Consider the following 11453-nt stretch of genomic DNA (forward strand, 5'->3'; position numbering starts at 1 on the left):
GACGGCACCACCACCGCCACGGTGCTGGCTCAGGCCCTGGTGCGTGAGGGCCTGCGCAACGTCGCTGCCGGCGCCGACCCGCTGTCGTTGAAGCGCGGGATCGAGCAGGCCGTCGAGGCCGTGACCGAGCAGCTGCACAAGATCGCCATCGAGGTGCAGACGAAGGAGCAGATCGCGGCGACGGCGTCCATCTCGGCGGGCGACCGGACCATCGGCGACCTGATCGCCGAAGCCATGGACAAGGTCGGTCAGGACGGTGTGATCACCGTCGAGGAGAGCAACACGCTCGGCATGGAGCTGGAGCTGACCGAGGGCATGCGCTTCGACAAGGGCTTCATCTCCGGCTACTTCGTCACCGACCCCGAGCGGCAGGAAGCGGTCCTCGAGGACGTCTACGTGCTGCTGCACCAGGGCAAGATCAGCGCGGTGAAGGACCTGGTTCCCTTGCTGGAGAAGGTGATGCAGGCCGGCAAGCCGCTGCTGATCATCGCCGAGGACGTCGAGGGTGAGGCGCTGGCCACGTTGGTGGTCAACAAGATCCGGGGCACGTTCAAGTCGGTGGCGGTCAAGGCGCCTGGTTTTGGTGACCGGCGCAAGGCGATGTTGCAGGACATGGCGATCCTGACCGGTGGTCAGGTGATCAGTGAGGATGTGGGTCTCAAGCTGGAGAATGCCGACATCTCGCTGCTGGGTCGGGCGCGCAAGGTCGTGGTGACCAAGGATGAGACCACGATCGTCGAGGGTGCCGGGGATGCCGAGCAGATTCAGGGTCGGGTCAACCAGATTCGGGCCGAGATCGAGAAGTCGGATTCGGATTACGACCGGGAGAAGTTGCAGGAGCGGTTGGCCAAGCTGGCCGGTGGTGTGGCGGTGATCAAGGCTGGTGCGGCCACCGAGGTGGAGCTCAAGGAGCGCAAGCACCGGATCGAGGACGCGGTGCGCAACGCCAAGGCCGCGGTGGAGGAGGGCATCGTCGCCGGTGGTGGTGTGGCTCTGTTGCAGGCCGCCGCCGAGGCGTTCGCCGGGCTGCGGCTGTCGGGTGACGAGGCCACCGGCGCCAACATCGTGCGTGTTGCCGTCGAGGCTCCGCTCAAGCAGATCGCCGTTAACGCCGGCCACGAGGGCGGCGTCGTGGTCGACAAGGTCCGCACGCTCCCGGCCGGGCACGGCCTCAACGCCCTGACCGGCCAGTACGAAGACCTGGTCCGGGCGGGGATCATCGACCCGGCCAAGGTCACGCGCTCGGCGCTGCAGAACGCCGCGTCGATCGCCGCCCTGTTCCTCACCACCGAGGCCGTCGTCGCCGACAAACCGGAAAAGGAAGAGAAGACCCCGGCCGGCGCCGGCGCCGGTCCGGACTTCTAGACCCGACAAGGACACCGCCCCGGCCGGCCGCCACCCGCGCCGGCCGGGGCGCAACCCTGCCCGCCTGGCCGGCGGGACCTCACAAGGTCAAGGAAAGGCAGGACGCCAATGATCGGCACGGTCGAGCACGTCTCCACCGGATCCGGGCAGCCGGATCCGGCAGATCAGGACACCGTGGCCTACCCGTCACCGCCGCAGCCCGACGACGCCACACCCGCGCCGGCCACACCGGCCCCCGTGGGAACCGCGGCGGTGACCCTCACCCGTGGCTCCGGACTGACCGGCCCGGTCGACATACCGCTCGTGGCGGACCCGACGGTCGTCGGCCGGCATCCCGACTGCGACATCGTGCTGGCGGACCTGACCATCTCCCGGCGGCACGCCGAGCTGCGCCGCACCGGCACCGGGTTCACCGTCACCGACCTCGGCTCCCTCAACGGCACCTATCTCAACGGCAACCCCGTGGACAGCGCACGACTCACCGACGGCGACCACCTGGGGATCGGCAAGTACCGGTTGGTCTTCCGCGCACCGCAGGCGTGACCGCCGCGCTCACCTACGACAGGGTGGGCAGGCGGTGGGTATGCCGGGGGATGCTCAGGGGTAATGCTCGAGCACCAGGGCGGCCGAGGCGACGGGACGGTGAGCGATGGCCAGTTCGCTGGAGGTCGCGCTGGGCGAGGCTCGGGACCGGTTCGTCGCGGCCAATCCCCGTAGTCGCGCCGCGCATGAGGAAGCCGTCGAGAACCTGCCCGGGGGCAACAGCCGGACCACGGTGTTCTACCCGCCGTTCCCGCTCACGATGGCCGGGGGTACGGGTTGCCGGCTGACCGACGTCGACGGGCACGTCTACGTCGACCTCCTCGGTGACTACACGGCGGGGCTGTACGGGCATGACAACCGGGTGATCAGGAGCGCCGTCGACGAGGCCCTCGACGCCGGCTGGGGCTTCGGCGCGCAGTGCGTGCACGAGGCGAGGCTGGCCACCGTGTTGTGCGAGCGCTTTCCCGCGCTGGACCTGGTCCGGTTCACCAACTCCGGCACCGAGGCGAACCTGCTCGCGCTGGCGACCGCGACGGCACACACCGGCCGGGGCACGATTCTGGTGTTCGCCGGCGCCTATCACGGCTCGGTGCTGTACTTCGGTGAGCCGGCGATCCCGATCAACGTCCCGCACCGCTTCGTGGTCGGTGAGTACAACGACGCCGGCGTGACCGGGGAACTGATCGACCGGCACGCGGCCGACCTCGCCGCGATCCTGGTCGAGCCGATGATCGGCAGCGGCGGGTGCATTCCCGGCGATCCGGCGTTCCTGGCGTTTCTGCGGCGGCGCGCCGACGAGACCGGCGCGCTGCTGGTGTTCGACGAGGTCATGACGTCACGGATGTCCCGCGGCGGTATGCAGGCCCTGCTCGGCATCACCCCGGATCTGATGACGCTCGGCAAGTACACCGGCGGCGGAATGACCTTCGGCGCCTTCGGCGGTCGCGCCGACGTGATGTCGATGTACGACCCGCGCCGGCCGGACTTCGTGCCGCACGCCGGGACGTTCAACAACAACGTCCTCAGCATGGCGGCCGGATACGCGGGTCTGACCAGGCTGTTCCCGCCCGAGACCAGCCGGCGGCTGTTCGAACGGGGAGAACGGCTGCGGGCTCGGCTCAACGAGATCGGTCGGGACCACGACGCGGCCGTGCAATGGACCGGCCTCGGCAGCATGATGACGGTCCACTTCCAACCCGAGCCGATCGTGGCTCCACGCGACCTGCGGCCCACCCCGGTGCACCGGGAGCTGTTCCACCTCGACCTGCTCGACCGCGGGTTTCACCTCGCCCGGCGCGGGATGGTCGCGCTGAGTCTGGACATCGGCACGCCGGAATGCGACGCGTTCTGCTCGGCCTTCGACGGGTTCCTCAGCCGGTACGGCCCGCTGCTGAGCACACCCGAACCGGCGGATGCGTCCAGGACGCCGGTATAACTGCCGCCATGGCAATGGGTTGGAAGTTGGTCATCGACAGCAGGAACGCCTCCGCGCTGGCGGATTTCTGGGCCGCGGCCCTCGAGTACGAGGTGGAGGATCCCAGCGCGCTCGTCGAGCAGCTGCTCGCCGCCGGCCAGATCGACCAGGACGCGGTCGTCGAGCATCGCGGCCGCAAGACCTTCCGCGGCTACGCCGCGATCCGCCACCCCGACGACCCGTTCGACCGGACCAGCGGCATCGGCCGCGGCCGGCGGCTGCTGTTCCAGGACGTGCCCGAGCCCAAGTCCGGCAAGAACCGCCTGCACATCGACATCCACAGTGCGCCGGGCGGCCTCGACAAGCTGGTGGCCCGGCTGGAAGAGCTGGGCGCGACCCGCGTCCGCGAGTTCGACAGGGGACCCGCCGGACACTGGTGGATCATGCAGGACCCCGAGGGCAACGAGTTCTGCGCGGCGTAGGCCGGTCAGCCGGCGGCCGGGGGCGCCGGCTCGCTGCGCGGGGTGACCAGGCCGGATTCGTAGGCCAGGACGACGAGTTGGGCGCGGTCGCGGGCGTGGAGCTTGGTCATGGCCCGGTTGATGTGGGTTTTGGCGGTCAGCGGGCTGATCACCATGCGGTCGGCCACCTCGTCGTTGGACAGGCCCTGCGCGACAAGGGCGACGGCCTCGCGTTCCCGGTTGGTCAGCTCCTTGAGTCCGGTGTGGACGCCGGTGGTGAGTGGCTGGGCGACGTAGCGGTTGATCAGCTTGCGGGTGATCGACGGGGCGAGCAGGGCGTCGCCGCGCGCGGCGACGCGGATGGCGTGCAGGAAGTCCTCGGGTTGGATGTCCTTGACCAGGAATCCGGCGGCCCCGGCGCGCAGCGCGTTGAAGACGTATTCGTCAAGGCCGTAGTTGGTCAGGATGACGACATGCACCGCGGCCAGGGTCGGGTCCGCGGCAATGCGCCGGGTCGCCTCGATGCCGTCGACGACGGGCATCTGAATGTCGATCAGCGCGATGTCGGGCACGTGCTCCTTGGCCAGGGCCACGCCCTGGTCGCCGTCGGCGGCCTCGGCCACCACCTCGATGTCGTCCTCGACGTCAAGGAGCGCGCGGAACCCGCTGCGGATGAGCGGCTGGTCGTCGACCAGCAGGACCCGGATCATGATGTGCGGTCCACGGGAAGCTCGGCGTGGACGGTGAAGCCGCCCTCGCCGCGCGGCGCCGCCCGCAGCCGACCGCCGAGCGCGGTGACTCGTTCGCGCATCCCGAGCAGCCCGACGCCGGGCGCCGGCGCGGTGTCCGAAGTCGCCTTTCCGTCGTCGTCGATCCGGATCACCAGGGCGTCGGGCCGGTAGTCGATCCGGACCGTCGCGGTGCGGGCGGCGGCGTGCCGGGCGATGTTGGTCAGCGACTCCTGCACGATCCGGTACGCGGTCCGGTCCACCGCGGCCGGCACGCCGTTGCGCTGTCCCTCGATCGTCAGCGTCGCGTCCAGGCCGGTCGAGCGGGCCCGCCGCACCAGCTCGGGGACGTGGTCGAGCCCGTGCGGCGGGGCGCTGTCGTCGTCGCGCAGCGCCTCAAGGGTCGCGCGCAGCTCCCTGGCCGCCTCCCGGCCGGCCTCCCGGATCGCCAGCAGGGCCTCGGGCACCTGCTCACCCCGCTTGCGGGCCAGGTGGACGGCGACCTCGGCCTGCACCTTGATGACGGAGATCTGGTGAGTGAGCGAATCGTGCAGCTCCCGCGCGATGTGCAGGCGCTCCTCGTCGGCGCGGCGCCGCGCGGTCTCCTCGCGGGTGCGCTCGGCCTCGTCGGCCCGGCGCTCGGCCTGCCGCAGCGCCTCACCCGCCGCGCCGGCGGCGATCAGCCAGGCCAGCTCGAGGGCACCCCGGGCCTGCGCGAACGCCTCGCCCGTGCCGTAAAGGCCGGAGGCGAGGGCCGCCAAGGGGAGGGCGGCCAGCATGATCACCGAAGCCGCCACCGTGACGATGCGGTGTCCCGCCCGCACCGCGGCGTACACCGCGAACAGATACGCCACGGCCGGCACGTCGACACCGACGGCCTGGTACCCCAGCGCGCACACCCCGGTCACGGCCAGCACGGCGACCGGGGTCCGGCGGCGCGCGGCAAGCGCCAGCCCGCTGATGATCAACAACGGGTAGCCGAGCGGGGCGAGACCCGTCGCGGGGTGCTGCCCGGACAGCCCGGCGACCAGCAGGCTCGCCGCCACACCGGCGGCGATCAGCCAGTCTCCGAGCCGTCCCCTGCTCATGCTTGGCACCCTAACCGGATGCTCGCGCGGGCGACTCCCGCGCGGAGATGGTCAACCGCCTACCGCACCCGCGGTACCTCCGCGGCCGCTACGGCGCCGGCGGCAGCGCGAATTGTCTGCGTCCGCACAACGACCGGCGGCGGGTTCACCGGACATGATCAGCGTCGTTCCGTCGTGGGAGGAAGGGAGCACCTCATGTCCATCCGTCACCTGCTCGCCGCGCACGTCTTCGCCCAGTCGGCCGACGTCGGCGCGTACACCCTGACCTTCGATCGGGTCTGGGCCACCGCGGCCGCCTTGCTGGGGTTGGCCGGCGTGATCATCGGCGGGCTGGCGCTGGCCCGCTCCCGCCGCCGCACCGGCAACGGCGGGCGAAGGGGCGCCACCATGGCCCTGGCCGCGGGGCTGCTCGCCGCGGTCAACGGCGCGCTGGTGCTGGTCACCGCCGACGGTGGTCCCGGCTCCGGCAACGGAGTGGTCGGTGGCGCCGCGGCCCTGGTGCTGGGGCTGATCGCCGCGATCCTCGGCGGGCTGCTGACGGCCCGCTCCCGCCGCATCGCCGCCCGGGTCGAGGAACGAGGGGTGGCGGCCTAGAAGTGTTTTCTAGCTCGGGCAAGGCCGCCGGTCGCCTTCGGCGAGCGGCCTGGGGTTGGGTTGCGTGGGGGGTTGCGGGCCGGGGTGGGTGGTGGGGTGTCGTGGGTGGTCGGCTGACGACGCCTGCGGGCAGGGGCTCGTTCCTCGCCCCTGCCCTGGTCGTCGTGTGGCGGCCGCCCTCGCCAAAGATTGGCGACCCCAGCGCACTTTCGAAACACGTACGCGCTGGGCCGGGGCGTTGTCCGGGGGCCCAGGGAGTCGCCGGGGTAGAGCCGTTCCGTCGCGATCGCCGCGGTGCCGAGGCAGGGGCCTTGGCCGGGCGCTGCTGGCCGAGGGCATGCGTGCGCCAGGTTTGCGTCGTCCGTGAAGCGCTTCGCTCAGCCCGGGGTCGCCGTGCAGGGGACGGCGGCGCAGGTGTCGATGACCTCGCCGGTGGCCAGGAAGTGTGCGGTCATGGCGCGGATCGCGGGGGAGTTGCGGGGGTGGCTGTGCGGGTCCTGACCCGCGCGGTTGGGCAGGTTGGTCGGCGGCGGCGCGGGGGTGCCGCTGTCGACCATGATCAGGGCGGAGCCGGGGTGCGGGTAGCCGGGAACCGGTGCCAGGCCCCAGAACGGGGTCACGTCCGGGCTGCGCCCCGCGGCGAGGGCGGGCTGGCGAACGGGAATGCCCATCGTGCGGGCCTCGACCTCGGTGGCGATGTTGGCCACCTGGTGGTCGCCGAAGGCCTCGATCATCAGCACCCGGTGGGCCGGCGTCGCGGGCAGCGGGGCGCCGGCGATGTGGTGGGCGTACCCGTTGCCTCGCCGCGGTCCCAGAGCATCTGGATCAGCGCGAAGACCAGCTGCTGGTCGAGCTTGTCCGGGTAGGCCGGGTCGAAGACGACCTTGAACTGGTCGAAGTCGACGCTGCGGTTGAGCAGGGTGGAGTAGTTGGCGGCGGGCACGCCGAGCACGGAGCGGGTGAAGTCCTGGGCGATGGCGGTGAGCGCGCCGCCGAGGATGCCGCCCTGGCTGTTGCCCATGTACACCAGGTCGGTGGTGGCCAGCGGCCGGCCGTCCGGGGCGCGGAACGCCGAGCGGGCGGACAATCCACCGGGGTGGGCCATCGCCCGGCCGAGGAACAGGAAGTTCAGGAAGCCCTGCTGGCTGCGGTCCGGAATGGACGGAAAAAGGGAGATGTCGGCCAGGGCCAGCACCACGTTCGGGATGTCCTCGGTGGCCATGCCGATCCACGGCGTGGCGCAGAACATCGTGTTGGACTCGGCCATGTACGCCTTGAGCGCGCCCGAGTCGATCTCGGACGCGTCGCCGAGCAGGCCGTGGCCGTACAGCAGCGGCCGGGCCGGCGCCGAACCCGATGCGGTGCGCGGGATGTTGCAGATGAACCGGGCGAGCTGGGTGTTCAGGGTCAGCCGGCCGGGCAGCCCGTCGCTGTCGTAGTGCAGCCGGGAGCCGGGCGGCCCCAACGGAACGTTGAGGTAGCTCGGCACCAGCACGGTGCCGGTCACCCGGCGGGCGATCGCCGGGTCCTGCTCGGCGGTGAAGTCGGTGACCGAGTCGATGGTCAGCAGCGGCGGCCGGCTACCAAGCTGCCGGAACGCCTCGTCGCGCATGTGCAGCATCCGCTCGGTCAGGTTCCGTTGGCTGGCAACGGTGAAGTCCCACGCCAGGTACGACCCGCCGAGGTCCACCCCGGCGCCGCGCAGGCTGTCCAGCGCCCGCTGGGCGTACTGCCAGCGGCGCTGCAGCGCGCCGTCGGCGGGTGGAGTCGGCCGGGCCAGCTCGGCGTAGACCGGGTTGGGCGGCACCGGGTTCCCGGCCGCGTCCCGCAGATTTCGTAACAGCACCGCGTACCGGGTCGACTCGTCGAGGTTGCGCGCCGGCCGGATGATCAGGGCGCGCCTGGCCGGGTCGGCGGCGTTGGCGTCCAGCTCGGCCCAGTACGGGTGCCGCTGACCGGTCCGCGTGTTGATCAGCACGATCGGCGCGTCCGGGGCAAGCGAGGCGCCGATGTCGGTCACCGGGGCCGCCCCGGTGCGCTGCAGGTCCAGCCCCGGCACCTGGGTGAGCAGCATGGCGCCGGGGGAGAAGCCGTCGTTGCGGTTCCACTCCCGCGGGTCGATCCGCACGCCGAGCACGTTGCGCGGCATGGCATCGCGCTGCAGGTCGACTCGGATACCAGTGGCCGTACCGGAATCGGCGACGGTGAAGTAGTCGTTCGGGAACGGCAGCAGGCAGGCCGCGGGATCGACGGGATCGCATCCGCCGGTGTCCTGGGCCGCGGCGACCGCACCACCGGCGGGGAGGATCGCGGCAACGAGAATCACGCAGGAAAGCAGGGAACGCGCGCGCATAAGGCCATCCTGGCACCCGCGGCAAGCCCGACCCGGCCGGCCGAGACCGCCGAGCCGGAGCAGTGCCGGGGCGAGGAGGAACAGGGCGATGGCCAGGGCCGCGACGGCGACCAGCAGGCGGCCGGGGTGGTTCGCGCCGCCCGCGCCGCCGGTCGTGCCATCCCCCGACGACGTGGCGGTCACCGGATGGGACGACGCGGCCGTTGCGGCACAGCTCGGGCTGACCACGGTCGCGCAGTCGCTGCGCGAGCAGGGCGCGGCGTGCGCCCTGGCCGCGCTTGGCCAGCAACCGAGCTCCGACACCGCACCGTGGTCCATCGTGCGCAGGGGCGGCACCCGCGCTACAGGTCGCGGCGCAGGAAGGACACCCCGGCAAGGCCGAGGATGAGGGCGACCCACAGGCCGGCCCAGCCGAGGTAGGCGGGTGTCAGCGCGGACTCGCTGACGAGGAGCGGGAAGATGTCGGGGCCGAACTGGGTCAGCGCGGTCGGGTCCTGGAACGCGTACATGGCGCCGCGCCACAGGCCGTCGGTGGGCAGCAGCATCCGGGAGACGGTGCCGACGTGGGCCACGCCGTCGTTGCCGAGGACCCGCCCGACCCCACCGACCACGCCCGCGATCCAGGTGGCGCCGAAGAGTCCGACGGCCGCGATGCCAGAGGCCATCGGGGACATGGCGGTGGACAGCAGCAGGCCGAGGGTGAGCAGCACCGTGGTCTGGGCCGCGAGCAGCGCAAGACCGGCGGCCGGTTGCGGTGGCCAGTAGCCGAGGGTGGTCCGGACGATGAGCAGCTGGGCCAGCCCGGCCATGGCCACGAAGCCGCTGCCGAAGGTGACCAGCCCCAGCCATTTGCCCAGCAGCACGGCGGAGCGGCGGATCGGCCTGGCCAGGACAGCCAGCGCGATGCCCGACTCGATCTCGCCGGCCAGGGTGGGGCCGGCGAGGAACGCCGTGCCGAGCGCGGCGATCAGGCTCAAACCGAACATGACCAGGTTGAGCACCATGGAGGCGACCAGCCGCGCCTCCCCGGTGGTGAGCCCGCCGAACTCGGCGTCGATCCGGGAGAATCCCCAGGCGCTGAGGGCGAGCAGCGTGACGGTCAGCGCCAGGAGCACGCGCAGCACCCGCCGGCGGGAGGTCTCCCGGAGGGTGAGAGCGGCGATGGTGAGCACGGGGCGGGCGGTCATGACCGGGCACCTCCGGTGCGGAGAATGTCGAGCAGCCGTTCCTCGAGCGTGATCCGCCCCGGCTCGATCGCGTGCACGCGCACCCCGAGGCCGACCAGGTCGGCCACCAGGTCCGGCACGGCGTCGTCGTCCGTCTCGGCGGGCAGCGTGACCGTGAACGAGTTCCCGGAGCGGGTGAGCTGGCCGGCGGCGGCCAGCCGGGCCTCCGCCTGCGCGCCGACCCGGTCGAGCCGCAGCCGCAGCTCGCGCCGGCCGAGCAGCTCGGCAAGGCTGCCGGAGGCGGCGACCCTGCCCCTGTCGAGGATGACGACCCGGTCGCAGACCCGCTCCACCTCGCCGATCAGGTGCGAGTTGAGCAGCACGGCGACCTGGCGGTCCTTGAGGGACAGCAGCAGGTCCCGGACGTCGGCGCGGCCGATGGGGTCGAGGGCGCTGGTCGGTTCGTCGAGGACGACCAGCTCCGGGCGGGCGACCAGCGCGACGGCGAGGCCGAGGCGCTGCTGCATGCCCTTGGAGAAGCCGCCCACCCGGTCGCCGGCGCGGTCGGCGAGGCCGACGGCGGCCAGGCATTCGCGCCGTTCCCCGGCCGGCACCGCGATGCCGGCGAGCCGGATGTGCAGGGCCAGCACCTCGGCGGCGGTCAGCCACGGTTGGTACCGGAACAGCTCCGGCAGGTACCCGACGCGGGCCCTTGCGTGCGGATCTCCCGCCGGTCGCCCGAGCAGCAGCACCTCGCCGGCGTCGGGCCGGACCAGGCCGAGCAGGATCTTGATGACGGTGGTCTTGCCGGCGCCGTTCGGTCCGAGCAGGCCCACCACCTCGCCGCGGCCGACGGTGAACGACACGTCGTCGACCGCGGTCTGGCGCCGGTACCGCTTGCGCAGGCCCGAGCACCACACCGCCGGCGCCGGCGGCAGCTCCGCGAGCAGCCGCCTGGCCTCGTCGGGGGAGAGGGCGCCGTCCCGCCGGGCGGCGGGGCCGGCGGTCACCGGTCCACCCGCAGCCCGCGGGCCACCGACAGCACCTCGTCGGGGCTCATCGAGCCGGCCACCGCGGTGACGATCCCGTTGTCCACCCAGACCACGGCCGCCATCGTGCCGTCCCGCGCGGCGAGCACCGTGGCCGGCGCCCCGCCGACGTCGGCGGCGGTGGTCGTCATGTGCTCGACCGACACGAACAGGGGCAGCGTCGTTCCGTCGCCGGAGAAGGCGCGCAGCTGCGCCGCGACGTCCGTGGGCAGCATGGGCAGCGACAGCAGGTAGTCGCGGGCCGTCTCGAACGGGATGCCCATGGAGTCCGCGATGGGCGCCACCGCGCGGGCCACGATCATGGCCGGCACGGGGCGGTCCTGCGACCAGACCGCGGCGAGTCCGGGGCCGGCGATCAACCGGAACCGGCTGCCGTCGAGGCCGGTGGGCGGTGGCGGCAGCGTATGGCCGGCCGCCGCGGCGAACCGCGCCGCCTTCTCGGCCGAGAAGGTGAACACCGCGCTGATCCGGTCGACGACGTGGTACGTGGGTTGTCCGGTGACGCCGCGGGGCAGCTCGCCCACCCGCGGGACGGTAAGACCGCTGGCCTGCGCGGCGGCGTCGGCGCCGGCGACCTGGCGGACGTGGAGCCCCTCGGTCACCTCGACCTCGCCGAAGTCGGACAGCTCGGGCAGCTTGACCAGCTCGGCCTCGGGCGCGGTGACCGGGACGATCTGCTCGGTGCGGAAGAC

General features: G+C 72.3%; 12 protein-coding genes. 5 read left to right on the plus strand and 7 right to left on the minus strand.

Features of this window, described 5'->3' with window-relative positions; all coding sequences use genetic code 11:
* The 4 genes from groL to VGX25_RS34480 form a co-directional block, all read left to right on the plus strand.
* The coding region (gene groL / locus VGX25_RS34465; RefSeq protein ID WP_326922175.1) for a chaperonin GroEL at window positions 1–1365 on the plus strand (1365 nt) is incomplete at its 5' end.
* Window positions 1366–1473: 108 nt separating this feature from the next.
* Window positions 1474–1908 carry an FHA domain-containing protein gene (locus VGX25_RS34470; protein WP_326922176.1) on the plus strand — a complete coding sequence of 145 codons (435 nt, stop codon included), beginning with the start codon at window positions 1474–1476 and terminating at the stop codon, window positions 1906–1908.
* A 106-nt stretch (window positions 1909–2014) separates the two neighbouring features.
* A complete protein-coding gene (locus VGX25_RS34475) occupies window positions 2015–3343 on the plus strand; it encodes an aspartate aminotransferase family protein (protein ID WP_326922177.1) in 1329 nt (442 codons plus the stop codon).
* An 8-nt stretch (window positions 3344–3351) separates the two neighbouring features.
* A complete protein-coding gene (locus VGX25_RS34480; protein WP_326922178.1) occupies window positions 3352–3804 on the plus strand; it encodes a VOC family protein in 453 nt (150 codons plus the stop codon).
* 5 nt (window positions 3805–3809) lie between these two features.
* Here the strand turns inward: VGX25_RS34480 and VGX25_RS34485 are convergent, their stop codons facing one another.
* Complete coding sequence (locus VGX25_RS34485) at window positions 3810–4493, minus strand: response regulator transcription factor (protein WP_326922179.1); 684 nt, start codon at window positions 4491–4493, stop codon at window positions 3810–3812.
* Window positions 4490–5599: a sensor histidine kinase gene (locus VGX25_RS34490; protein ID WP_326922180.1), complete on the minus strand. Its 1110-nt coding sequence runs from the start codon at window positions 5597–5599 to the stop codon at window positions 4490–4492. The genes VGX25_RS34485 and VGX25_RS34490 overlap by 4 nt, the downstream gene beginning before the upstream one ends.
* Window positions 5600–5794: 195 nt before the next feature.
* On the opposite strand from VGX25_RS34490, the gene VGX25_RS34495 reads away from it, so the two are divergent.
* Window positions 5795–6193 carry a DUF6223 family protein gene (locus VGX25_RS34495; protein WP_326922181.1) on the plus strand — a complete coding sequence of 133 codons (399 nt, stop codon included), beginning with the start codon at window positions 5795–5797 and terminating at the stop codon, window positions 6191–6193.
* A 377-nt stretch (window positions 6194–6570) separates the two neighbouring features.
* On the opposite strand, the gene VGX25_RS34500 is transcribed toward VGX25_RS34495, so the two are convergent.
* The 5 genes from VGX25_RS34500 to VGX25_RS34520 form a co-directional block, all read right to left on the minus strand.
* Window positions 6571–6927 (minus strand): hypothetical protein, encoded by a 357-nt coding sequence (locus tag VGX25_RS34500; protein ID WP_326922182.1) that lies wholly within the window; start codon window positions 6925–6927, stop codon window positions 6571–6573.
* Complete coding sequence (locus tag VGX25_RS34505; RefSeq protein ID WP_326922183.1) at window positions 6927–8849, minus strand: hypothetical protein; 1923 nt, start codon at window positions 8847–8849, stop codon at window positions 6927–6929. Before VGX25_RS34505 ends, VGX25_RS34500 begins: the two co-directional genes overlap by 1 nt.
* A gap of 38 nt (window positions 8850–8887) precedes the next feature.
* Entirely contained in the window at window positions 8888–9733 is an 846-nt protein-coding gene (locus VGX25_RS34510) for an ABC transporter permease subunit (RefSeq protein WP_326922184.1), read from the minus strand.
* On the minus strand, window positions 9730–10722 hold the full coding sequence (locus tag VGX25_RS34515) for an ABC transporter ATP-binding protein (RefSeq protein WP_326922185.1): 993 nt from the start codon (window positions 10720–10722) through the stop codon (window positions 9730–9732). Before VGX25_RS34515 ends, VGX25_RS34510 begins: the two co-directional genes overlap by 4 nt.
* A partial coding sequence (locus VGX25_RS34520) for a hypothetical protein (RefSeq protein ID WP_326922186.1) occupies window positions 10719–11453 on the minus strand: 735 nt, incomplete at its 5' end. The genes VGX25_RS34515 and VGX25_RS34520, both read right to left, overlap by 4 nt.

It is taken from the genome of Actinophytocola sp. (genome assembly GCF_035942955.1).
Taxonomy (GTDB): domain Bacteria; phylum Actinomycetota; class Actinomycetes; order Mycobacteriales; family Pseudonocardiaceae; genus DASYTH01.

Excerpts from the sequence above, each read along its gene's own strand:
- VGX25_RS34470 (WP_326922176.1), top strand. The coding sequence starts at position 1,474 with ATGATCGGCACGGTCGAGCACGTCTCCACCGGATCCGGGCAGCCGGAT.
- VGX25_RS34475 (WP_326922177.1), top strand. The coding sequence starts at position 2,015 with ATGGCCAGTTCGCTGGAGGTCGCGCTGGGCGAGGCTCGGGACCGGTTC.
- VGX25_RS34480 (WP_326922178.1), top strand. The coding sequence starts at position 3,352 with ATGGCAATGGGTTGGAAGTTGGTCATCGACAGCAGGAACGCCTCCGCG.
- VGX25_RS34485 (WP_326922179.1), bottom strand. The coding sequence starts at position 4,493 with ATGATCCGGGTCCTGCTGGTCGACGACCAGCCGCTCATCCGCAGCGGG.
- VGX25_RS34490 (WP_326922180.1), bottom strand. The coding sequence starts at position 5,599 with ATGAGCAGGGGACGGCTCGGAGACTGGCTGATCGCCGCCGGTGTGGCG.
- VGX25_RS34495 (WP_326922181.1), top strand. The coding sequence starts at position 5,795 with ATGTCCATCCGTCACCTGCTCGCCGCGCACGTCTTCGCCCAGTCGGCC.
- VGX25_RS34500 (WP_326922182.1), bottom strand. The coding sequence starts at position 6,927 with ATGATCGAGGCCTTCGGCGACCACCAGGTGGCCAACATCGCCACCGAG.
- VGX25_RS34510 (WP_326922184.1), bottom strand. The coding sequence starts at position 9,733 with ATGACCGCCCGCCCCGTGCTCACCATCGCCGCTCTCACCCTCCGGGAG.